Origin of the sequence: Neoluteolibacter marinus (assembly GCF_014904755.1) — a bacterium.
GTDB classification, from domain to species: Bacteria; Verrucomicrobiota; Verrucomicrobiia; order Verrucomicrobiales; family Akkermansiaceae; genus Haloferula; species Haloferula marina.
In genome coordinates, this window is the sequence record NZ_JACZFQ010000086.1 from 57,381 (window position 1) to 81,552 (window position 24,172).

Consider the following 24,172-nt stretch of genomic DNA (forward strand, 5'->3'; position numbering starts at 1 on the left):
GGCATCCGGGGTGAAGCGAACTGAACGCGGCAGCTTGGCTCAGACGACGGTCCTGATGTTCAACTTCAGCGTGTTCACGATGTCGAAGAGCCGGGTGAATTCCCTGACGATGATCTCGACCCGCTTCTTGCTCCGGACATCGGTGAGCATGCCGCCGCCCTCGAACTGGTTCCTTACGACCGGAACCGAAATCAGCAGGCGTTTGTTCCTGAAACAGAGCTCCAGCTTCGAGGATCCGAAGGCCTCGGCGAGTTCCACGACGCGCTCCATGAACGTCGGCGTGAGAAGGTAGCGCGCCTCGATCGGATCGGTCCCCCAAACCTCGAAGTGTTTCTCGAAGCGGGGGTCCTCGAGTTTGATCCTCTCGCCGGAGTGCTTCCATCCTTTCAGGAAGTTCAGCATCCGTCCCTGGTCCTTGAGCACCACGGTTTGCCCGGAGAATGCCTTCGGGAACGAGAAACTGAACAGGAGACCATGGTAAACCTGCTTGGAGCCGCGGTCTTCGTCGCTGCCGGTCTCTGCGCTCAGGAAGCACTCGAAGAGCTCGAAATCGACCCCCGCGTGGCAACCGCTGAACCGATCCTCGGTTCTGGCTCTGTCGTAGGATGGAACCAAGCGGGCGGCGGAGAATTCACCGAGATTGTGGGAACCGGGACGCTGTTCATACTCGAAGCCGAAGAAAGCGCTCACCTCCTTCAGAAGGGAGCCTTTCACCGAGGATTTGAGTTCCATGAGCTTCCAGATGGCGGTGCCCAGCCACGAGGCGACGAAAGCGGCCGTTACCCAGAATGCCCAGCCGGGTCTCCCGTCGTCGCCGGGCTCGAACCATTTCCCGACGTGATAGTGTCGACGCAACGACCAGATCAAAACCGCCGTCACGACCAATCCGATGGACGAAATCCAGGCGGCCCATGTCCGGGCCTTCCGCTGCTCCGACGCGAGAGCCGCCAGCCGGGGCGAGATACGGTTTGCGTAGTAATCGTCGAAACCCGCGAGCTCCGGCCGGCTCCGGTCGATCTCGAGTTGCTCATGAACGCTCATTCCTATCGGGGGGGCGGGGTTTATCCGAGGTAGTCGCCGGCCGAGACCGGCAGCTTGGCGGCCCCGACGGATTCCTCGTAGAATGGCATGACCTTGATCCCGGCGAGTGCCGCGATCAGGTTGCCCGGAAAGATCTGGATGGAAGAATTCAAGCTCTCGACCGTGGCATTGTAGGTTCTCCTGGCTGCGGCGAGATGGCCCTCCACCTCGGTGTAGGTGTGTTGCGCCGCGAGCATGTTGTCGCTCGACCTCAGCTCCGGGTAGCTCTCGGCAGCGGCAAAGATGTTGGTCATCGCCGGTTGGACGGCCGCCGCCGCGGCCAGGTGCTTCTCCACGCTGCCGGGATCCCCCTTGTCGTAGACCTCCATGGCCCGGCTCCTGAGCTCGGTGAGTTCCTTCATGAGATCCCGCTCATGTTCCATGAAACGACCGGCAATCTTGAGCACGTTGGGAATCAGGTCGAAGCGCTTGCGCAGCTGGATGTCGATCCCGGACAGCGCTTGCAGGGCCTTGTTTCTCTTCCGCACCATCCCGGCGTACCATGCGTAAACCGAGATCAGCACGACGACCAACGCTCCACCCCACAGCCAGCCTGATGGATTCATAGGATCCTCACCGTGAGGGGTTCTGCCATCATGGACAACAACAAAGGTCGATGTAAGAAAATGAACGCGGCCGTCCGCGGCTCCGGGTGATGGATCTCTTTGGCTTCGGGAAAAAGATAAGCATTTCGAAATGTAAGGGCTTGATTGAAGTCTTTCCTTCATCGCGGAATCCCGCGTGGAGACATTTCATACTTCAGAGGTCAGGCCGGAAGGCCTTCGTGCGCGGTGGCGGTCGGTGTGGCGGGCGGTTTTCTCAATCCTGCCGGCCGCGCTCCTGTTTTCATCCTGTGGGATGCCCGGCAATCTCACCCGGGAAGAACTTCAGGCGCGTGGACTCAAACCGGGCGAGGGCCTTATCGTGGGGACCTTCCGCGTCCAGACTTTCAACCGCGATGGGGAAGAGGTGAATGGTTCCGTCTCGGGAATCGCCATCGGCGGGAAGGGCGGAGAGAAGGGATTCCGGGTTTCGCCGGGCAATTTTTCCAAGACCGACGAGACCTTTGCCATTCCGGTTCCTGCGGGCGACTACGAACTCAACTACTGGTCCATCACTGCCATGGGATACAACCAGACGATGACGGTTTCCAACCGGCTGCCGATGTCGGTCCCGTTCAAGGTGAACGCCGGGGAAGCGGCCTACATCGGGAGGGTCGATGCAATCTCGATCTACGGGAAAAACATCATCCAGCTTCCCGTTTTCGGCCAGGGGATGGTCGTGATCACGGATCACTACGACGCGGAAGCCGGACGCATCGCCCGCGACTACCCGCTGGTGCCCAAGAATCGCATCCGGAGAACCGATGTGCCGAAGGGATATCTCAGCGAAATGAAACGCATCGCGGACACCCCGCAGCGGACGATCTGGAACATGTTCAAGAAGAAGTCGGCCCCGGAGGGGTGACCTTTTCGGAGAAAATCCCCGGTGCCGGCGGGAATCGCCGCGGGGCGTGTGGACCGGCCATCTTCTCTATGGCCGGCGAAACAATCCCGCTCTCTCCGCCCGTATGGCGTCGGCATGTGGAGGATATTCGGAGTTTGGCTGCTGACACTCGCGGGGACGCTGGCCGGCCCGTTTGCCGGAAAGGAGCATCCGAGGCTCTGGTTGCCGGAGTCGGGTGAAGCCCGCGTCCGTGAAACATTGGATTCCGACCCGCTGGCCGCCGGCTTGCAGGCCCTGGCGATCGGGGAAGCGGAGCGGATCCTCAAGGAGCGGACCTGCCGCTTCGAGATCCCCGACGGCCTGCGACTGCTTGCCGAGTCGAGGCGGGCGCTGCACAACGTCATGCACAGTGCCTGGGCCTGGCGGATCACCGGCGAGGATAGGTTCCGCCGGCGTGCCGTCGACGAGCTGGAAGCCGCCTGCGCGATGGAAAACTGGAACCCGCGCCACTTCCTCGACGTGGCGGAGATGGCGACCGCGGTGGCCACGGGATATGACTGGCTTTACGACACCCTTACTCCCGGGCAAAGGGAGATGTGCGAGAAGGCGCTCGTCGAAAAAGCCCTGAAGCCCGCGAAGGAGGTCTACGACAAGGGGAACTGGTGGTCCAAGCCGGGCAACAACTGGTCGCAGGTCTGCGGCAGCGGGATCGCCCTCGCCGCCGCGGCGATCGACGGCCGTGACGAGGGTCTTGCCGGAAACCTGTTCCAACGCGGCCTCGACCTCGTCGGGAACTGCAGCCGCTTCTACGAACCGGACGGCATGTATCCGGAGGGCCCCGCCTACTGGCATTATGGTAGCGACTACCACGTGATGCTGCTCGGCGCGTGCGGGCCGCTGGGGCAGAAATATCACGACGATCCCATCCTGCGGAAAGCCGGGGACTCGATCATGCACCTGACGAGCAACACCCGCTTGAACTACAACTTCGCGGACGGGAATGCCTCGCGGGAAGTCCCGTCGCCGGCGCAGTGCTGGCTGGCATCCCGTTACGGCGACGGGGCCCAGGCCGCGCACGTGCGCAGGCTCTTCGCCCGCGCCCTCGAGGAGGGCGGGGGAAAGTTCCGCCCCGACCGTTGCTTCCCGCTGTCGATCCTGTGGCTGCCGCCCGCGTCCCTGGCCAGCGCGGATCCGGCGGGTGCGGCGGTTTTTCATGGCGAGCAGTCGATGGCGCTCTTCCGCACCGGGTGGAACGGGAAGGATCCGTGGTTCGCCATCAAGGGCGGAACGCCTGCCGCCAGCCACGGCCACATGGATGCGGGTTCGTTCTGCTACGACGCGCACGGCGAGCGCTGGATCCACGACCTCGGCAGCGACAACTACAACCTGCCCTCCTATTTCAGCGGCAAGCGCTGGACATACTACCGCCTCCAGAACCGGTCCCACAATACCCTGGAGATCGGGGGCAAGCTGCAGAACGCCAAGGCCAAGCCATGCCCGGTCATCGGCTCCTCGCTCGAGGGCGATTCCTTCATGGTCAGCTTCGACCTCAGCGATGCCTATGCAGGGTCCGCGGACAAGGTGGTCCGCTCCGCGACCTTCGACCGGAAGACCGGGGTCGTGCGCATCGAGGACCGGATTGAGTCGCCGGTGGGCGAAGTCGTCTGGCGGGCCTTCGCCGACGTGCCGCCGGTGATGGACGGCGACTCGGTGACGATCTCGAGGCCGGGACGGGGCATCACCCTCCGCGATCTTTCCGGTGCCGGCGTATGGTCGGTTGCGGAGGCGACGCCGCCGACCGCCGGGGAGAACCAGAACAAGAACTATCGCGCGGTCGTCCTCACCGTGCCGAAGGCCGACCGCGTGAACATCGCGGTCGAGATCCGGCCGTGGTCGAAGCCCCGCTGAACCATCCGGTCCGGGTTGCCCGCGGGGGGATCGGTCTTTGAGGCAATGGACCCCGCCGAGGCTGCGTTACCTGTGATCCGCGTGCCATGTCACGATCCTGCTTCAAGGCCACCCGGTTCATCGGGGAGAGCTGCCGCGGGGAATGCCGGGGCGGAGCTTCCACCCACATGGCGGTGCCTGCAACCGGTCGCCGGCGGATGCAGACTCGCGCGCCCGTCCCGTTGGCTTGGATTTCGAAGCACGGTTTGCACCAATGCGGCTCAAGGTCGTCGGTTGGGTCCCTAGCCAAGAGATCATCGGGAATCTCCTCGAGATAAAGCTCGATTTGGAATGGCAATCGCTCGGGTTTTGGTGGATTAGGGACGATCACCCCCAACCCCGCCGAAGTCCATGAAATGCATAGTCCCATATTGGGCCTTCGCGGTTCTTGTCGCGGAAGGAGCGGAAGGACCGCCAGTCAATGTACAGGGAGAGCTGCGGATGTGGCACAAGATTACCCTGGTTTGTGAAGGGCCGGCGGCCAGCGAGACCGCGGGGATCGGTCCTGAACAAGGGGAAAACCCGTTCACCTACTACCGCGTCAACGCGCGCTTTTCGCATGCGGCCTCCGGGAAGTCTTACGTGGTTCCCGGATACTTCGCGGCTGACGGGGACGCGGCGGACACTGGCGCGACCGCGGGCAACCTCTGGCATGTCCATTTTGCGCCGGACGAAACCGGAACGTGGAGCTGGTCGGTTTCGTTCCGGGAAGGTGACGACATCGCGGTTGACGTGAATCCGGCCGCCGGCAGCGCCGTCGCGGGACCGGACGGGGCGGCGGGGAGCTTCATCGTCCTTCCCACCGACAAGAGCGGGCGCGACTTGCGCGGCAAGGGGCGGCTCGAATACGTCGGCAAGCATCACCTGCGCTTTGCCGGCACCGGCGAGTATTTCATGAAATGCGGGACCGACTCCCCCGAGAACCTGCTGGCGTACGAGGACTTCGACGGCACCCCGGACGCGGGCGGACGGCGCAAGTCGTGGAGCGATCATCAGGTCGACTTCGACGAGGCGGAGGCGGGACCCTACACTTGGTCGGATCCGCTGGCCCCGGAGTCGCCGGTCAAGGGCACCGAGCTGTTGGGCGCGATCCGCTATCTATCGGCGCAAGGGCTCAACGCATTTTCGTTTCTCACCTTCAGCCTCGACGGCGACGACGACAACGTGTTCCCCCATCTGATCAATGCCGCCGAGACATTCGGGACCTCCGGCACCAACGATCGCTGGAACGGGGACAAGGTGCACCACGACCGTTTCGACATTTCGAAGCTGGCGCAGTGGGAGCAGGTGTTTTCCTACGCGGCGGTCCGGGGAATGTATCTCCACTTCAAGACCTTCGAAAACGAAAGCTGCGAGTTGATGGATGATCCATCCGAAGGAATCGGCCCCGAACGCAAGCTCTACTACCGGGAGCTGGTCGCCCGGTTCTCCCACCACCTCGCGCTGAATTGGAATCTGTCGGAGGAATTGATCAACAGCCAGGGACAGCGAAAAGCTTTCGCCCTGTGGTTGCACGACAACGATCCCTACCGGCACCCGATCGTGTTTCACACCGGATCGACTCGTCACAACCTCTACAATTCGATGCTCGGGAATGCGTCGAAATTGACGGGAATCTCGCTCCAGCCGGATGACCAGGTCGACTTCTCCTCGGTGTTCACCGATTCCAAGACCTGGGTCGACAAGTCAGCCGCCGCGGGGCGTCCATGGGTGGTGGCGTGCGATGAGCCCGGCAACTCGCGAAATGCGCTCCGTCCCGACGACGACGCGGGAAACAGTCACCGCGATGCGCGGGTGAACGCACTTTGGGCCAACCCGATGGCGGGAGGAGCCGGATTGGAATGGTACTTCGGCTACGACCATGCCGAGTCCGATCTCACCTGCGAGGACTTCCGCAGCCGCTCCCTCTTCTGGCCCCTCTGCAAGCACATGCTCGACTTCTGGGCAAGCGGCGGAGTGCCGTTCTGGGAAATGGTCAACGACGACACCCTCGTCACCACCCTGGTGGGCGGCGAGCGGGTTCAGGATGTCTCCGCCCATTGCCTGATGAAGCCGGGGGACGTCTACGTGGTGCAACTCACGGCGGGCGGCTCCACCGACCTGACCTTGCCCGCCGGCGACTTCGGCATCCATTGGTACGATCCACGTGGTGGAGGATCGCTGCAGGGCGGATCGGTCCCGGCGGTGACAGGCGGTGGTCCGGTCAATCTCGGGACGGCGCCGGATTCGCCCGCGGACGATTGGATCGTGCTCGTCCGCCGGATCACCACGAACCAGGCGCCGGCTTTCGGCGGCGTGAAGCTGGCCACCGGATTCGATACGCCTGCCTCCATTTCAGTACCGAAGTTGCTGTTCGTGGCGTCTGATCCCGATGGCGATCCGGTGGTGCTGGACTCGGCCGGCCCGCGGTCGGCATTCGGCGGTTCGGTGACCGCGGATGGCAGCTCGATCATGTACATTCCCCTGTTCGGGTTTTCCGGGCCGGACACGTTTCCGATCACCGTCCGCGATTCGCACGGTGCCACCACGACCGGGCTGGCCCGCGTGGTGGTGAGGCCGCCGCCAGATGGCGGGGGAACCGGCAGCAACCGTGTGAATCTGCAGCCGGCGGGAACCAGTATGATTCTCCGGTTCCAGGCAGTTCCCGGGGCCACCTATGTCGTCCAGCGTTCGGTCGACCTCGAGTCCTGGGATAGCATTCACACGGGAATGACGAACCGTACCGGGACGTTGGAATTTCCCGATCTTTCGCCCCCGGCGTCCGGTGCCTATTACCGCGTCAACCTTCCAGCGGAACCATGAAAGCGATACCTTTGGGAGTCCTGTTGCTGGCGGGTCCGGCGCGGGCGGCCACGATCTCGACGGAATGGACCGTCCACGCCCTGGTGCCCGACAATACGGAACTCGGGTGGTCGGACAGCCGGATGCTGTCGACCGGCTTCGGCACGATCGAAAGCGTGGAGTTGCATCTGGAGATCGATGGAGGATTCAACGGCGACCTTTATGCCTACTTGATCCACACCACCGCCGGAGGCACGGGTTTCAGTGTTCTTCTCAATCGGGTCGGCCGGACGGCGGGCAACCCGGACGGTTCGTTCACCTCCGGAATGGACGTGACCTTTTCCGCGGAGGCCAGCCAGGACATCCATACCTATTCGGGCAGCATTTTTTCCGGCGACTTCCTGCCGGACGCGCGGGAAACACCATGGGATGAAGTGGTCGATACCGATCCGCGCACCGCCACCTTGTCGAGTTTCAACGGCCTTGATGCCGACGGGATCTGGACCTTGTTTGTCGCCGACGTGTCGCCGGTATTCCAGTCGACCGTGGTCAGCTGGGGGTTGACGGTCACCGCGACCCCCGAAATATCGGGCGTGGTGCCCACCGGTGGCCTGGTGATGGCCGCGTTGCTCCGGCGATTGCGCCGGCGGGCGGAACGAGACGGCGGCTGATTGCGCCGACCCTGAACGGGGATGCCGCGCATGCCATGGCTTGAATGTTTGCAAGCCGGCGAACGGGGGATTGGAAGCGAGATCGGTGACTTCAACTTGTTCGACCAGAGGACGCCGAACAGGGCTCGGATGCCTGAAGATTCCCGCAATTCATCCGGGAGAATCCGATGGGATCGCGTCTTTCGCTGGCCGTTCCCAAGGACGTTTTTTGAAACCCATCCGCCATGCCCGGAGCGAGTACGGATCCGATGCCCGGCCGCAGAATGTTTCCGGCCGCTGATCCTGTGCTCCCGTCAGCTTGTCGGGCGATGCCCCGTGGTTTCGTCGCACCGGGATCGAGAAGCCATGATTCGCGGCTGCCGTTTGAATGAACTTTTGAATGAAGCGCCGGGCCGGGAGGGGCTTTCCTACGGCGACCTCCCCAGGAATCCCGACGCCCCCATGGCTCCCCCGTTCTCCCCGCAAGCAACCGTTGGTCCGGCACCGGCGGTCGGCTGGTTTCCCGTTTTCCGCGGGTGCCTCTCATTCGCTCGATGCGGGACGCAGGCAGGGGCCTTCGCGGGCTGCCTCGTCCGGGGAGGGTTGGGATCCATCGCTTCCGGTCGTTCCCGGGTGGGTCCCCTCCATTTGCAATCGTTGGAACTCTTCCCCAAACCATACCAATGAAACTCCGCCACTACTCCATCCTGTCCATTCCCGCGGCACGGCGCTCCATCGCGCTGGCGATTCTCGCGTCATCCGGCATCGCCGCGGCCACCACGGCTTACGTCGATCAAGCCAACGCGGGCGACCCGGCCATGAACGGAACCGCCGCGCACCCCTACGACACGATCCAGGCCGCGATCAGCGACCTCTTTCTCGGCGCCGACGACATCCTGGTCTATCCGGGGACCTACCATGAGAATCTGACGATTACCAAGAACGTGACGCTCCGGTCCCACGATGGCCCTCACACGACCCTGATCGATGGGTCGAAACGCTCCCCCCACGCGCATGGGATCACTTTCAATGAGTCGCTGAACGTAACCATCGAAGGATTCACGATCTCGGGGGCGCAGACCGGCATCTACCAGCCTGCCCGGGGTTCCCTGACCCTGAAAAACCTCATTCTCGTCGGCAACACGGGAGATGGGGTGTTGGCCGCAGCACCACCCAACTCCTCGGAGCGAGCGAAGCTCGTCATCTACAATTGTGTATTCGCCGCGAATACGGAAAGCGGGATCCAGATCAATAATTACTACAGTTACCCCACTAATTACCATGCCTCGATGGCGGCTTATAATAATATTTTTATCGGCAATGGGTCGTATGGAATCGAGATGGGCGCGAATAGTAGCTATGACGGATCTGGATCCATCCTGATCGACTACAACAACGCGATCGGAAACACGGCTGGAAACTATAACACAAACCTCTCCACCAGGTATTCTACCGGAGCCCATTCCATCAGCACGAGCCCGACCTTCGTCGGCGGCACGGGGCCACTCACCACCCGCGACTTCCGCCTCGTCCCGGGGAACAACCCGTGCATCGACAGCGGCATGCCCGGCTTGTCCTGGCTCGATCCCGACGGCACCCGCAACGACATGGGCGCCTATGGTGGCCCCGGCGCGCAGCGCTTCTACACCTCTCCCAACGACGGGCCCTTCATTCGCGATGTGACGATCCGCGAAGGCCTGGTTCCGAAGGGGTCGACCTTCACCATCGATGCCACCGGTGCCGTCCGCTGAAGCCTCCGCCCATCGAAGCCATGTCAGGGAATATTCGCAAAAGCAGCGGACCGGGCCGGTGCCTGTGGATCGCCGTGATGTCCGTCGTTCTCGCCGTCCACGGTCTCGCCGCGAGCGGGACGATCGGATTGGCCGAGTACCGGATCGATGGCGGGCCGTCCGAGCCGCTTGCCCAGGTCGCGACCGATGACCGTGACGAGTACTGGGAAGGCGGCTTTTCCGCGTCCGTCGACTCCTCCGGCTTGTCGGTTGGTGCCCATTGGCTGGAGGTCCGCATGCAGGGCAGCAACGGGGTTTGGTCGAACTGGCAGGGCCGGTGGTTCCACATCAACGGCGAGCCGGTGCTGACAGGGGGAGAGTGGTTCATTGACTCCGATCCGGGTCCCGGCAACGGGACGCCGATCGCCGCCCCGGTGGACGGCGCTTGGGACGAGGCCGAAGAGGAGGTGTCGGTGACCGGCATCGACAGCAGCGGCCTCGCCGAGGGACACCGGCACCTGTTCATCCGTTTCCGCGACTCCGACGGCAGTTGGGGGACGCCGATGGAAACCACCTTCCACGTGTCGTCACCGCTGGTGATCGCGGCGGCCGAGTTGACGACGGATCCGGGTGACGAACCTGGAAGCGGCCATCCGTTTGCCGTGATCGAGGAAATTGCCGGGGGTGCCGGGACCTTCCGCCTGGAAGGGGAGTTTGCCACGGCCCTCGGCGGGGATACGGTCGGTCACGATGTCGTGTTCTATGTCCGAGCACGCGACAGCCTCGGTCGCTGGTCGACGCGCGGCGGCTATGCTTGGAACGCGGAGAGCGCCGCGTGGGTGTTTGATCCCGATGCCGCGTGGGAGGACGGCGTCGTCATCGGGCGGATCACCCAGGACATCGATTACGACAACTGGCTGGCGGCGAACTTCACCGCGGCCGAGATCGCGGCCGGAGTGGTCACGGCGAGAGCGTCCGATCCGGACGGGGACGGTTTGACGAACGAAGACGAGTACGGGAGCGGGACCGATCCGTTGTTGCGCGACACGGATGGGGATCTCTTCTCGGATGGCTTCGAGTTCTCGCGGGGATGGAATCCCGCGCAGGAAGGTCCCGAGGGCATCGTTTCAGCGGATGCCCTGGCAACCATCCGCGGCAGCACCCGGACGATGAATGACCTCGGGCTTTATACCCTGGAATCGATCCGGGATCTGCGCCCCGGCCAGTTGCTGGAGGTGGACCTGGAAACAGGAGAAGTTCAGATCGAGTTGCAGATGGAATCCTCGGACAACCTCTCCGACTGGAATCCGAACGGAGACCCCTACCTCTGGACGGATGCGGCACGTGACAAGTCGTTCTACCGCTTCCTGTTCAACGCGGGTGGCACATCGGAGTAATTCGCAAGCACGGGTATTTCCTCCCCGGGCGGGCGCCCAACGGCTTCTCGACAAGCCGGCGGGCGCCCGTGTAGCTTCCACGACAGGTGGATTCCTGATCGGGATGGAATTCCATCCTCCCTCCCCTGAAATTCTCCCCCCTGTTTGAACCGCCTGGAGATCGACCTGCGATTGGATGCGGGAGCATGGGAGCTCGCCCGCTGGGAGCTGTACGACGGCGGCTCGCGGGCTGGATTCGCCGGTGGCCCGCAGTCCGGGATGCCGCGTCATCAGCGGCTCCGCGACAGTGCCGGGTGGAAGGCCGTGCTGTTGGCCGCGCTCCGGACGAAACTGGGCCCGGAGCCGGGGCGGTGGCTGATCGAGGATCATCACGACGCGAAGATCGCCCGGACCGTGGCCATGCAGCTCTATCAGGGAGGCCGGGTGGCCTGGATCAAGCGACTCTTCGGGGCCGATCTCGATGGCTGGAGTGACGATGCGATGCTGGCGACGGTGACCGGTCGGATCGGCCGGCTGCTGACCTTCGACAATCCGGGCAGTGCGGCCGGGGGGCGGATCGTCCGGATTTTCCCGGCGGACCATCCCGAGCGCTTCGGTCCGGACCGGATTGACGTCACGATCAACGGGGCTCCCGCGGCGGAGCGGGCGATCCGTGACAGCGAGGCGCTGATTGCCAAGGCGCTCGGCCTGCCGCCCCTGGACCGTGCCGCGGGCACGGCGGCCTTGTTCGGGCGGGAGGAAGAACTGGCCGCGTTGTCCCGGCTTCTCGAATCCCGCGCGGGCCTGGTGCAGGTGACCGGGCCGGGTGGCCGCGGCAAGACCGCCTTCGTCCGCGACTGGCTGCGCGCCCTGCCGGAACCCGCCCTGCCGGTCTTCGAGTTCTCGCTCTATCGCCAGGCACACGCCGGCTTCCGGCATCAGGCATTGTCCCCGTTGATTGCGGCCCTCGATGCCTTCCTCGGGCTTCCCGCGGCACCGGCCCTGCCCGCCCTTGCCCGGGTCCGGCGCTGGATGGAGAAGCTCGGTCGCCGGCCGGCATTGTTGTTTCTCGACGGGCTCGAAGTGCTGCTGGACCCGGCGACCGGTGAATCCGTTCCGGAATCGTATCCGGAGATCCTTGCCTTGCTGCGCGGATTCCAGGGCCACCCCGAGGCGGGACTGATTGTCACCACCCGGGTCCCCCTGCGCTTTCCGAAATGGTCGCCGGGGGAGATCCAGCTGCCCCCGCTTTCATCCTCTGCCGTCGCCTCGATCCTGGCGGGCCGCGGCCTGCGGGTGGAAGGCGAACTGCTTCACCGGGCGATCACCTTCACCGAGGGCAGCCCCTTGTTCGCCCACCTGCTGGCCGGCCTGGCGGGCAAGGCCTGCCCCGCGGATCCCGCGGACGGCCTGCACCGGGTGCTCGATGCCTGCCAATCCCGACCCCGGGCCACGCTGCCGGAACTCGTTTCCGGACCCGCCGACTCGCCGGCCCACGCCATGCTCCGGCGTCACGAGATTGCCATTGCCGGCACCGCCGCTGAAGCGCTGCTCCGGGTGTGCTCGGTTTTCCAAGGGGATCCCGATCCCGTCGCGCTGAAGGCGCTGCTCGAGTCGCACCGGCTTGCCGGCTCCCCCGATCTCCGGGTCCCCCCGGCGTCCTCCGCCGCCTGGGAGCAGGTCGCGGCCGAGCTGATCCGTTCCGGCCTCGCCAGTGGTTCCGGCTTCGACCTGAAGCTGCATCCGATCATCCACAACCACTTCGCCGTTTCGCTGCAGGACCGCGATGCGCGCCTGTGGAAGAGCCTCCACCTCGCGCTGTACGACCATTACCGTTTGTCCGTGCTGGAACACCGCCCGCGCGATCCCGCGGACCTGACCCAACTGCTTCACGCCGTCATCCACGGCTGTCTCGCGGGGCAGGCCAGCCGGGTTCACCGCGAGGTTTCGTTCGAACGCTTTTCGCACGGCTACATGCTCTATCCTCTCTTCTCGCTCGGAGCGGCCCACGAGGTGGGAGCGGGCATGGAGGCGGTCCGGCTTTCGCTGCGTGAAGAGGGGAACGAGGGGATCGGCCTCGAGGAGACCTGTGCCCTCGATGTCGTCGAAGCCCTCGGCCAGATCTCCCTGATGCGCTTCGACCGGGCGGAGCGCTTGCTCGAACAATCCCACGCCAGCGGCTACGCTCAGGCATTGCGGGGCGACGACTCCCAGCTCGCCTCCGTTCAGGTTTTCACGCTGTGCCATCAGCTCGCCCTGTATCGCCTGAGAGGCAAACTCGCGCCGGCGAGGCGCGCCGGGCGCAAGCTCATCTGGCTGGCGCTCCGCAAACGCAGCCTGCTGGAATCGCATCTCGCCAGCATCAATCGCGACGAGGCCCGGGTCATGGGCGAGTTCGTCGCGGCCCAGGTGGCGATGACATTCCTCGATTCCGGCCGCACCGCGGTCGCGGGCAGGATTTTTTCCCGCCACCTGCGCGAGAGGAGGTCGGGTGGATTTCCCGGGCAACGCCTCCTTCCCGACCTGGCAGGGCGGCAGCACGGTGAATTCCTCATCGCCACCGGGCAGGCATCACGGGTGATCGAGGCCATCGAGTCCGGCGATCTGGGTGATAGTCCGGTGCCGCACGCCTTCGGCAACACCGCCCCCTATCTTCTCGGGTTGGCATCCCTCCAGGCGGCATTCGCTGCCGCCGAATCCAAGGAGCGCGGCGAGCTCTTCGGGCGGGCGAAGCGATCCTTGGACGAGGCCTGCCTCGACGCCGCGGATCGATTGCAACCGCAGTTCGAACTTCCCGCCCGTCTTGCACGGGCCGAGTGGGCCATCGCCGCGCGCGATGAATTGGCCGCGATGACCGACCTCCGTCATGTCGCCGCCACCGCGGACCACCTCGGTTTCGAGACGCTGGGGATCCGCGCCGGCCTGCTCTCGCTGGTTGCCGCCGAGGCCTTCGGATTCGCGCCGGACGACGGTGGGAATGCCATCGGACGTCTCAAGGCATCGGGCTGGCGGCACCCCGATGTCGCGCCCTTCTTGGGCCGCCGCGGCGCGCGCCATGTCGGCGAACTGGCCCGCCGCCGCTTCGATTGACCTCGGCGAGGTTCACGGGGATTGAAAAAGTCCAGCGGCATCCCGATCGCCGCCGGTCCGGGACGACTATGGACCTAGTTTCCGTTCCTGATGGATCCAGCGTACGGCTTCGGTGGCCACCGCGGGCGGGGCGATGACATGGCCGCCGGGGAAGTCGAAGACCTTCACCTTGCAGCGCAGCTTCTCGAGGCATTCGCGGTCGGCCTCGATCCAGTTGTTGGCCTCGGTGTCCTGGTCGCCGTTGATGATGGCGACGTGCATGCCCTTCGCGTAGGGATAGTCGTGGTTCTTGCTCAGCCAGCCGCCGAAGGCGAGGATGCCCGCGGCCTTCTGATAGACAAAGGCGCTGCAGCGGTAGGCATGGAGCCCGCCGCCCGACATGCCGCCGAAGAAGACCTTCGACTTGTCATGTTCCAGGGTGTCGAGGACGTGCTCCACGGCGGTCTCGGTCAGGTCGAACAAGGGCTTGAAGCCGAGATTGGTGAAGCGGTCGTTGCTGTAGATGTCGAGCCCGACGAGCAGCCAGCCGAGCTCGTCGGCGGCGGGCCGGAGGGTGTCGACCAGCACCTTCGAATTGCCGCCCGAATCGAAAAGGATGCAGACCGGCATCTTCGCCGCCGTCGCGGGATCGTAACGGGAAGGGTAGTAGACGACGCCGCGGCCGACATCGACGTCCGGCACGGTGATCTCCTCGTAGCGGCCTTCCTTCGCGACTTCCGCGGTGGCCCCGCCGGTTTCCTCGACCCATTCGCGATCGGCCTCGCTGAGGGTGGCGAGTGAGATCTTCGCGTTCTTTCCGGAAGCGAGGCGCAGTGTCACTTCACCGGTATCTTTGTCATAACCCGTGAACTCGGCGGTGAGCGTCCTGCCGTCGGCTTTTCGCGTCCAGACACGGGATTCGGCCGCGGTTGCTCCTGCCCATCCCAATGCCACCGCCACGGCCATCGCTGCCACCTTTCCCCATCGCGCTGTCGCGTTCCATTGAATGTTCACGGGCGAGCCTTACGGGATGGAATTTTTGTCTTCAAGCCCGAGCCGTATGTTGGCGGACTTTCGGGCGGGTCGTGTACGGGGGACGAGGTTGACATGGTAGGGGAGGGCTCCCTAGCGTTCGCGATTCCATGACTCCATTGACTCGATCGAAGATAGGCGCATGTCTGATCCTGCTGGCGGTCCCGGCCTTGCCGGTATCCGGCGGGACGCTCTATCCGGTGATCAGCAAGGTGGAGATCTTGTTTTCGATGGTCTCGCACCATTGCCACCTGACGGACCGGGTGAGCTTCTACAACAGCTATGGCTCGCCGAAGGGCAATCTGTACTACGCCGTGCCCCATCTAGTCTACGAGCCCTCGGTCACGCTTTACAATCCTTACAACGAACCGCTGACGATGACGCGCTCCCGGGTGAAGATCTGGGATCCGCCGGTCGGGTTCACCTTCAAGAAGAACGACGACTTCCTCCGGGACGCCTTCGCGGCGGGGGAGTTCCACGGGCTCGCGCGGCTCCAGATCGCCAACGAGAACAATGTGAACGCCCGGAAGACGTTCACCCTCAGCCTGAGCTCGCCGACGGAATCCGGTCAACCGGGCGCGCCGATCGTGCTGCAGCCGGGCGAGAGCAAGACCTTCTCCGCCTGGGTCGAGTCGAACTGGAACTGGGGCGTCGAAACGGCCGGCGGCTACACCCCGCGGGCCTTCTTCGACTGGAATTTCAGCAATGACTTCACCAACCGCGACGGGCGCACCTTGAGCGCCTTCGGTGCCGAGGCCGTTTCCTCGAATTTCACCCACTACCTTCACGATCCGCGGGCCGGCTTCCAGACCGACGCGCTGTCGCTGGCTGCCGCGCGCCCGGCGGCGACCCGCTACAGCTTCGAGACCAGCTCCGGCTGGGCCGGCAACTGGGTGGCGATCAAGGTCGACGAGGTGGTCCGCGTGCAGGCGAAGGCGATGCGGGCCTTCCCCGCCTCCGCGACCCCGGATTTCCAGGTCGCCCTGCTCAAGGGGCTGTCCCCGACGATCGCCAGCGACACGGTGAAAGGGTTCCCGTTGAGTGTCTCCGGGATCATCCAGAACGAGGCCGCGCCGGTGATTTCCCGGGCCTTCCGCGTTGAGGGCATTCTCCAGCACCCGATCGACATGACCCCCGGCGGCAAGACTCCCTTTGCCGCCCTCACCATGGTCGCCAAAGCGAGCGCCTTGCGCGGCAATCTCTTCTACGCCACCCCGGTGGTCCCGGCGGCGGAACTCTACGAGCTCCATTTTGTCGAAAGGACGCACTTTTACGAAGATCCGCCGATGCCCAGCGACGCGCCCACCGGAGGTCTCGAGGTCCTCGGCGTGGAACGGGTCGGGGACAAGCTCTACGTCGACTATACCGCGACCGCCAATTCCATCGGCCTCGCCTACGGCGCGGTCCGCGGAACCTCGTCGCTGGAGGACGGCTTCACCGATGACCTGAGCGCGGTGACGACCAAGATGGCCAGCCAGTCCGCCGCCGGTATCTACAAGGCGATCATCGACATCTCCGGCCGCGGCGACCGCTACTTTGTCCAGATCGAGTATTAGCCGGGAGCTTCCATTTTCGGCTAATCGACGAACTTGACGGCCAATATGGGCACGCTGCGACCGGGCAGGATCGCTGGCGCGGCGGCGGGAAATTCCATGACGCGGTGGTGAGGGTGTCCGCAGGGTTGCCGATTCCGGCTCAATTCCTATCGTGGAGCTTCACCCACCCTGAAATTCATTGAGTCCTGATCGATTTTGCCCCGCCCTCGCCGGCCGTCTGCGTTGGCTTCCACTGCTGTTGCCAGTGATGAACGCCGTGGCGGTTTCCGAACCGCTTTTTGTAGATGACTTCGACGCCGGGACCAGTGCCGCAGCCTGGAGTGCGCAGCTCTCCGGAACGGATGCCAGCGTCGATTATGCCTTCGACTACAGCTCGCTGGGAATTCCGGCCGCGCCCAATTCGGCAGGTGGCACGACGGTCGGGATGCGCTTCCTCGTCAATCAGGCGGCGAACCTTTCCCAAGGCATCTCGGCCAGTCCGCTCGGGGTGGAAACCAACGGGGACTTCCGCCTGCAGTTCGACGGCTGGCTGAACTACGTCGGTCCGTTGGGCGGCTGGCTGCCGGAAAGCAAGCAGGTCGCCACCTTCGGGATCGGCAGCGCCGGGCTGGATACCAAATGGCCGGCGACCCCGGGCAACGGGGTGGCATTGTTCGGCTGCTCCACGACCGGTGAGGGCAGTGACAACTTCCTGGCCTTCGTGAACGGCATGGAAGCGTTGCCCGCTTCCTTCATGGCCGGCAGTCCCGATGGTGATGCTGGCTACCATCAAGCGCTATTTCCCGCGCAGCAGGCGCCGGTGGACCAGATGAATGCCTATGCGAGCCAGGGAGGCAGCACCCAGCCGGGCGAGACGGCCTTCGTCTGGCATCGGTTCGAGGTGACGAGAACGGGAAACACGGTGACCTGGAGCATCGACGGCCAGCAGATTGCCACGGTCGATGTCCTGCCGGGATCGCTGGCGGGGAACGGGATCTTCCTCGGCTTTGCTGACATGGATCCGACGAGTTCGCTCGATCCCAACAACTTCCTCAATGCCTTCATCGTCGACAATGTCCGCATCGATCCGATCGTCGACGAGCGCCCGGTGGTCGACAGCATTGCGCTCGACCTGCGGACGGCGGGCAAGGTCGACACCGGCAGCCCGGAGGGCGCGGGGATCTTCGGCGGCGGGGTCATGGCGGGGGATCTCAATGACTTCGCACAAGGCAACAACGTGCCGGTCACGGTGGTTTCCAGCTGGGGCTTCGACTCCACCAGCAACGTCGGTGAGTTGCGGCTCGAGGCGGACCTCACCGTATGGAACAGCGACAACACGATCGTCGATCCGCAGGGCTTCCGCTTCCGCTTCACCGTCCACGTGGAGGGGGAAAGCAGCAAGCCGGGTGCGCCGGGCTTCCTGAACGGCGCGTTCAACGGGCTGCTCGGCATCGACGAGCCGGTGCAAGGGGCGCCGGACGACTACCCGACGATCGAAGAAGGGGAAGCCCTGGTTTTCTCGGTCCGCGATCTCGAGGTGCTGCAGGCGCCTCCGGGCCGTGCCCTGCGCTTCGGGTCGATCAGCGACCCGCAGCTTTGGAACCCACAGGACAGCCCGTTGGTCAGCGATCCGGCACCGGACACGCTGCGCTTCGAATGGAGCGACGCCGACCCCGGGGACTCCGTCCTCGGCACCGCCGGACCCGGTGGATTCATCTTCAACTTCGAGGTCGTCGAAGAGACGAGCGACGCCACGGTGGCCGTCGCGGCGGAGCAGATCGTGCTCGAGACGAGCCAGAATGTGGCATTGGAGAACTTCGTGTTCCATGTGCCCGGCGGCTTGGGTGTGGCGCCGACGGACTTCGAAGTGGCAACCGACACGCCGGAGTTTTTCGCGCTTCCTCCCGACGTCAGCCCGACCGGCACCCTCTCCTTCCAGGCCGCGGCGCCGGGCAGTGGAAACCTGAGGATCCGCGCCCTGGACGACGCCGGATTCACGCCGTGGAAGGACGTGGCGCTTCACGTGAAAGCCGTCGACGTGCAGGCCGTGCTGCCGCTCGATCCGTTCCTTTTCGAATCCCAAGGCAACCTGGCTTTGGGTTCCGGCGACATGGTGACGATCAACACCGATATCGGAACAATCCGTGACGCGGAGTCGAACAGCCTCGTGATGGCCAGCCGTGGCCTGCTGTTGGACATGACGGGCCGGATCTGGCGGGTGTTCTGTGTCGACAGCTTCAGCTTCGCGGCGGGTTCAAGCGTGGCATTCGAAGGCGCCGACGGTCATGGCTTCGCCCTCGTTTCGCGGGGCGGCGGAAGCGTGGGCACGACCATCAAGATGGGCGGAATCCGTGGGGCGGACGGGGCCGACGTCCATGGTGACGCCGTTGCGGAGGATGGTGGGGACGGAACCGATGGAGGGGCAATGGCCTTCGTCACCAACGTCACGCTTACGATCAGCGGGGCCTTGCGAGTCGATGGCGGTGATGGTGGAGAGGGCGGCCTCGCCTACATGGACGAGGCTAATAAACTCGGTTCCCCCGGAAACGGAGGCGACGGTGGCTCGGCCGGCTACCTTCTTGTCAGCGCGCCGAACTTGTCGCTTTCCGGATCACTTTCCGCCCGTGGGGGAGAAGGAGGGGATTCGGGCGTCCAGATGGCCCTTGGCGGAACGGGAGCCGACGGCGGACTCGGTGGCGACGGCGGCACCATCGTGATTGCCAACAACTATGTGAATAGTGGCAACGTCAGCGTTGGCCGGGGAGCCGGCGGACTGGGGAATGGAAGCGCAGCGAGTGGACAGGACGGTGTGGCCAGCTATCCGCCCGGCGTCTCCTATCTCGGCGCGGTGGCCGACTTCCGCCGTGGCTACGGCCTGGCCAGCGACGGCTCGGACGACACCGCCGACTGGTCGGGCAATGGCATCCCGAACCTGTTCTACCATGTCTTCGCGCTCGGCGATCCCCATCAGGTCGAGGTCGACCGCAGCCGCATGCCCTCGGTGCGCCGGGTGGAGGGAGGCGTGGAGTTCTCCTACGTTGTCCCGGACGATCCGGGCAATCTTTGGATCAATCCCCAGGTCTCCACCGATCTGTCGAGCTTCGTCCCGATTGCCACGTTGCCTCCGGAAGAAAGGGAGAGCAGTTCGATCACTTCGGTCGTTGAAGGGATCTACGTCCGGCGAACCCTGACTTTCCCGGCCGCACCTCGCGGGCGCTTCTTCCGGATCGGGGTGAGCGATGACTCCTTCGAGGCGCCCTAGTTCCGCCGCGCAGCGTCCGGTGAGGCAGGAACCGTTCCCACCCCACCGGAGCTTCTACTGAAAAGCCGTCACTTCACCTTCTGCTGGAGCTTTTCCAGCAGGGCGCGGATCTCATCGAGCTCCCGCTTTACATCTTCGTTTGCAGGCGTGGCCGGCCCGGAGTTGTCGTCGGGAGCGGTCACTTCGTGCGACTCCGTGACGGATTCGCCGACGGTGGCCATGCGATGGCCGCCCGGGATCTCGAAGCGTCGCACGAAGGTGCGCAGCGGGGCGCCACCGGCTTGTTGCAACAGGATGTCGGCGTCGATGTGACCCGTCGCAGGAGCGGTGCTTTCGCGCCTGGCGATGACCACCTCGGCCTCGTGGGTCTCGCCCTTGCGGACGTAGGTGAGCTTCGCCCGGTCGCCTTCCGCCTTGTTGGCGATGAGCACGGAAAGCTGGCGCGGGTCGATGAGGATCTGGTCGTCCAGCTTGGCGAGCACGTCGTCCGGCTGCAGGCCGGCCTTCGCCGCCGGGCTGTCCTTGGCCACCACCTCCACCAACAGCCCGGTGTCCTGTGGCAGCGGGAGGTGGGCGGAAAGTTCGTGCGGCACCACCGCGGCATTGACGCCGAGGAAGCCGACCGGTCCGGAACGCTCGATGCCCTCGAAGGCCTTGCCTGCCTGGCCGAATGCCCAGCGCAAGGGTTCGGCGAGATCACCCGCCTCGAGGGTGGGGATGTCGATGTCCGCGGGGGCACCTTTGACGGCGTAAATCCGCGCCGACGGGAATGCGGCCGGCTCGGGCTCCTGCGCGGCGGCGAGGCCGCAGATGGCGGCGATGAACAAGGGAATGGTCTTCATGGTTTCAATGGTTTCATGGTTCCTTTCAGTAGAGTTCGAGGGACACCGGCAGGACCTCCTCGCGGACCCGGCCTTGCTTGACCGGCGTGCCGCCGCCGGGCGGGGCGTAGAGGATCTCGTCGATCCAGCGGGTGCGGATCAGCCGGACGGGCTGGTCGTCCTCGCCGACGACGATGCCGAGGTCGGCGACTTCCATCAGATGCTGGACGCTGCCGACGGCTTGGAGCTTGGAGGTGTCGGCGACCTGCGGGGCGGCGGCGGGAGGTTGTGGCCAAAGCCAGGCGAGCGTCGTCGCCGCGGCGGCGGCGAGAGGCAGTCCGAAGCGCAGGATGCGGGGGTGCGCCGGCTTCATGTCGGCGGGCCGGGCCGCCTGGAGGCGGGCCATCAGGGCGGCCGACGGAGGTGCCGGGGCCGCGCGGCCGAGCAGGGCTTCGAGGTCGTCGTCGGGATTCATGGCAACGAGAGGGCGAGGGTTTCGCGGAGGGATTCGAGGGCCAGGCGGTAGCGAGAGGCGGCGGTGCCCGGGGGAATCTCCAGGGTGGTTGCGACCTCGGCGAAGGTCAGGCCGCCCCAGAACTTCAGGGTCAGCACGTCGCGCTGCTCGGGCGGCAGGCGGCGGAGCTCGTGGGAAAGCATCTCGGCGGTTTCGCGGTCGCCGGCAGGAGCGCAAAGGAGTTCGCCGCTTTCCTGTTCGCGGACGGTCCGGCGGTCGTTGGAGCGGCCGAGATCGATCGCCCGGCGTCGGATGGTGGCGAAGACCAGCGCGGCATCGGGCCGGCCACCGGCGCGCCGCCACGACTCGACCAGCGAGTCCTGCAGCACGTCCTCCGCGTCGGACTCGCAGCGGGTCTGCTGGCGGGCGAAGAGGAGGAAGCGGCCCGCGTTCCCGGCGAGCCAATCGTTCCAATCCTGTGCCGGGTCCTCCATGCCTTCACCCCCGACAGCGGAGCGCGGCGATGGATTTATCACGCCGCCGGAAAAAACCCGGCGGGCCGGTGTCCCGGGTGCCCGGATGCGAAAAGTCGCGGCTCTGCGGTGGGGCCGGGAGGTGAAGGGGGAAGAGGTGGGCGTGCTCAGCCGCCGGCGACTTTCACGCCGACTTCCTTCGCCATGCTCTCCATCCGCTTGCGCAGTCCGGCGACGCGGTCCGGCATTTCGGCGGCGCGGTTGAAGCGCTCGAAGGGATCGGTGACCATGTCGTAGAGCTCGGGCTCGCCGGTGGTGGTGCGCAGTTTCCAGCGACCCTCGCGCACGGCCTCGAGGCCTTCACGGAAGTAGAAGTAGTCTTTCCGCGGCGACTCCTGGGTCTTGCCGCTGAGGAAGGGCGTCAGGTCCTGGCCGTCGAGCGGGAGCTCCGGCGGGCTGCCACCGCCGGCGGCGATGAAGGTGCGGTAGATGTCGGGCATGCCGACCAGCTCGGGCGAGACCCCGCCGGCGGCGACCTTGCCCGGCCAGCGGACGATCGCCGGCACCCGCGCGCCGCCTTCATAGGTGGTGGCCTTCGCCCCGCGCAGCGGTCCGGCGGAGCCGGTGTGCCAGTGGTGGATCCCCGCCTGCAGCATGCGCGGCGGCAGGTCGGTCCAGGGGCCGTTGTCCGAGGTGAAGAAGACCAGCGTGTTGTCGGCGATGCCTTTCTTGTCCAGCGCCGCGAGCACCCGGCCGACCGAGCCATCGAGCTCCTCGATCACATCGCCGTAGAGTCCCGCCTTCGAATGGCCGCGGCCTTCCTTCGACACGTGGATCGGCAGGTGCGGCATCGCGTAGGCGAGGTAGAGGAAGAAGGGCTTGTCCGGGTCCGACTTGTCGATGATCGACTCCGCCTCCGCGGTGTAGCGCAGGGTCAGGGTGTCCTGGTCGAAGGGATGCTCGACCATTTCCTCGCCGCGGTAGAGGCCGAGCGGCTCGTCGGTCTGGACCCAGGGCTTCATGTAGTCGTTGGAGTAGGGCAGGCCGAACCAGGTGTCGAAGCCCTGGTGGACCGGCAGGAAGCGCTTCTCCTTGTACCCGAGGTGCCACTTGCCGACCATGTGGGTGGCGTAGCCGGCTTCCTTCAGCGCTTCCGGCAGCGTCTTCTCCGAATCGGGCAGCCCGCCCTTGCCGTCGGCGCCGGTGTGGCCGCCGAATTTCACCCGTGGCAGGTAGCGGCCGGTGATCAGCTGGTTGCGCGAGGGCACGCACCAGCAGCCGGTGACGAAGGAGGTCAGCCGCAGCCCTTCGCCGGCGAGCCGGTCGAGGTTGGGGGTTTGGATGAGCGGATGGCCGTAGCAGGAAGGGTCGCCATAGCCCATGTCGTCGGCCAGCAGGATGACGAGGTTCGGACGATCGGCGGCGCGGGCCGGGGCGGCGGCACCTGCCAGGACCAGTGTCAGGAGGAAATGGACGGCTCGGAACATGACGGGCCCATTCAAGCGGTTCCCGCCGCGGGGGAACGGAAAAAATGCCGGCAGCTGCGACATCCGGCGGTGAAGCCGCGCCGGGATTGGCCCGGATGCTGCGACTCCGCCAAACGAATCCCGCGGTCCGCGCCGATTGAACGGGGTCGGAATCCGGCGCAGGCCCGCTGCGACCGGACCGCATTTCTCCCGCTGACGTTTTTTTCATGAATTCCCTGCTCGTTCCCGCCGCCCTGCTGGGCACCCTGGTCGTCTACGGCATCGCCAAGGATGCCCTCCCGTCCGGCGACCTCGCCGCCAGCCCGCGCTTCGGCGAGTGGGGCTTCGACCTCGACGGCCGCAAGGAGTCGGTGAAACCGGGCGATGACTTTTTCGCCTACGCCAACGGGACCTACCTCGAAAAGACCGAGATCCCGCCGGACCGCTTCCGCTTCGGCAACTTCGACGCGCTGGCGATCCTCTCCGAAGCCCGGGTCCGCGGGATCCTCGAGGAGGCCGCCGGCGGGACGTCGAAGATCGGCAAGTTCTACACCGCGTTCATGGACGAGGCCCGGGTCGAGGAACTCGGGGCCGCGCCGATCGGGCCGGCGCTCCGCGAGATCAAGGAGGCGGAAAGCCACGGGGACCTCGTCGCGCTGGTGGCGGATCCGGGCTTCCTCGGCCGCGGGCTCTTCGGGTGCGGCATCCACGCGGACGCCAAGGACCCCTCGAAGTACGGGATCTACCTGAGTTCCGGCGGCCTCGGGCTTCCGGACAAGAACTACTACCTCAAGGAGTCGTTCGCGGAAATCCGCGAGAAGTACGAGGAATACCTGACCACCCTGATGACCCTGGTGGAGTGGCCCGAGCCCGCGGCGACCGCGAAGGAGGTCATCGCCTTCGAAACCCGGCTTGCCGGGGCCAGCTGGGACCGCGCCGAGCTGCGCGACCGCGACAAGACCTACCACCCGATGACGCCGGCGGAGCTGGCGGCGTTCGCGCCGGGCTTTGACTTCACCGGGATGTTCGCGGCGGCCGGGCTGCCGGGGG

The 24,172-nt window shown here is 65.2% G+C and carries 17 protein-coding genes; 10 read left to right on the forward strand and 7 right to left on the reverse strand.

Annotation, left to right across the window (positions count from 1 at the left end):
• Positions 1–39: 39 nt before the first annotated feature.
• Together IG178_RS16395 and IG178_RS16400 are read right to left on the reverse strand one after the other, a co-directional pair.
• A complete protein-coding gene (locus tag IG178_RS16395; RefSeq protein ID WP_193213653.1) occupies positions 40–1,041 on the reverse strand; it encodes a DUF3137 domain-containing protein in 1,002 nt (333 codons plus the stop codon).
• A 20-nt stretch (positions 1,042–1,061) separates the two neighbouring features.
• The gene (locus IG178_RS16400; protein ID WP_193213654.1) at positions 1,062–1,646 is read right to left on the reverse strand and encodes a LemA family protein; all 585 of its coding nucleotides are present in this window, start codon (positions 1,644–1,646) and stop codon (positions 1,062–1,064) included.
• Positions 1,647–1,938: 292 nt separating this feature from the next.
• Here IG178_RS16400 and IG178_RS16405 point away from each other — a divergent pair, with 292 nt between their 5' ends.
• From IG178_RS16405 to IG178_RS16435, 7 genes are all read left to right on the forward strand, one after another.
• Positions 1,939–2,547, forward strand: a complete 609-nt coding sequence (locus tag IG178_RS16405; RefSeq protein ID WP_193213655.1) for a hypothetical protein — start codon at positions 1,939–1,941, stop codon at positions 2,545–2,547.
• A 114-nt stretch (positions 2,548–2,661) separates the two neighbouring features.
• A complete protein-coding gene (locus tag IG178_RS16410; protein ID WP_193213656.1) occupies positions 2,662–4,434 on the forward strand; it encodes a heparinase II/III domain-containing protein in 1,773 nt (590 codons plus the stop codon).
• Between the two features lie 480 nt (positions 4,435–4,914).
• On the forward strand, positions 4,915–7,275 hold the full coding sequence (locus tag IG178_RS16415) for a DUF5060 domain-containing protein (protein ID WP_226895510.1): 2,361 nt from the start codon (positions 4,915–4,917) through the stop codon (positions 7,273–7,275).
• Positions 7,272–7,925: a PEP-CTERM sorting domain-containing protein gene (locus IG178_RS16420; RefSeq protein ID WP_193213658.1), complete on the forward strand. Its 654-nt coding sequence runs from the start codon at positions 7,272–7,274 to the stop codon at positions 7,923–7,925. The genes IG178_RS16415 and IG178_RS16420 overlap by 4 nt, the downstream gene beginning before the upstream one ends.
• A gap of 662 nt (positions 7,926–8,587) precedes the next feature.
• Positions 8,588–9,655, forward strand: a complete 1,068-nt coding sequence (locus IG178_RS16425; RefSeq protein WP_193213659.1) for a right-handed parallel beta-helix repeat-containing protein — start codon at positions 8,588–8,590, stop codon at positions 9,653–9,655.
• 77 nt (positions 9,656–9,732) lie between these two features.
• Positions 9,733–11,031, forward strand: coding sequence for a hypothetical protein (locus tag IG178_RS16430; RefSeq protein ID WP_193213660.1), 1,299 nt, complete (start codon positions 9,733–9,735; stop codon positions 11,029–11,031).
• Positions 11,032–11,175: 144 nt separating this feature from the next.
• Entirely contained in the window at positions 11,176–14,100 is a 2,925-nt protein-coding gene (locus IG178_RS16435; protein WP_193213661.1) for an ATP-binding protein, read from the forward strand.
• 66 nt (positions 14,101–14,166) lie between these two features.
• Here IG178_RS16435 and IG178_RS16440 read toward each other — a convergent pair whose 3' ends face one another.
• Positions 14,167–15,093 carry an alpha/beta hydrolase gene (locus IG178_RS16440; protein ID WP_193213662.1) on the reverse strand — a complete coding sequence of 309 codons (927 nt, stop codon included), beginning with the start codon at positions 15,091–15,093 and terminating at the stop codon, positions 14,167–14,169.
• Positions 15,094–15,221: 128 nt separating this feature from the next.
• Here IG178_RS16440 and IG178_RS16445 point away from each other — a divergent pair, with 128 nt between their 5' ends.
• A complete protein-coding gene (locus IG178_RS16445) occupies positions 15,222–16,667 on the forward strand; it encodes a hypothetical protein (protein ID WP_193213663.1) in 1,446 nt (481 codons plus the stop codon).
• A 247-nt stretch (positions 16,668–16,914) separates the two neighbouring features.
• The gene (locus IG178_RS16450; protein ID WP_193213664.1) at positions 16,915–19,908 is read left to right on the forward strand and encodes a hypothetical protein; all 2,994 of its coding nucleotides are present in this window, start codon (positions 16,915–16,917) and stop codon (positions 19,906–19,908) included.
• A 68-nt stretch (positions 19,909–19,976) separates the two neighbouring features.
• On the opposite strand, the gene IG178_RS16455 is transcribed toward IG178_RS16450, so the two are convergent.
• The 4 genes from IG178_RS16455 to IG178_RS16470 all read right to left on the reverse strand — a co-directional run bounded on the left by IG178_RS16455 (position 19,977) and on the right by IG178_RS16470 (position 23,143).
• Positions 19,977–20,750: a S1C family serine protease gene (locus IG178_RS16455; RefSeq protein ID WP_193213665.1), complete on the reverse strand. Its 774-nt coding sequence runs from the start codon at positions 20,748–20,750 to the stop codon at positions 19,977–19,979.
• Between the two features lie 25 nt (positions 20,751–20,775).
• A complete protein-coding gene (locus tag IG178_RS16460; RefSeq protein ID WP_193213666.1) occupies positions 20,776–21,204 on the reverse strand; it encodes a hypothetical protein in 429 nt (142 codons plus the stop codon).
• Complete coding sequence (locus IG178_RS16465) at positions 21,201–21,677, reverse strand: RNA polymerase sigma factor (RefSeq protein ID WP_193213667.1); 477 nt, start codon at positions 21,675–21,677, stop codon at positions 21,201–21,203. Before IG178_RS16465 ends, IG178_RS16460 begins: the two co-directional genes overlap by 4 nt.
• A 146-nt stretch (positions 21,678–21,823) precedes the next feature.
• A complete protein-coding gene (locus tag IG178_RS16470) occupies positions 21,824–23,143 on the reverse strand; it encodes a sulfatase family protein (RefSeq protein WP_193213668.1) in 1,320 nt (439 codons plus the stop codon).
• Positions 23,144–23,349: 206 nt separating this feature from the next.
• Here IG178_RS16470 and IG178_RS16475 point away from each other — a divergent pair.
• Positions 23,350–24,172 (forward strand): M13 family metallopeptidase (locus IG178_RS16475; RefSeq protein ID WP_226895511.1); only part of this gene is annotated, 823 nt, incomplete at its 3' end.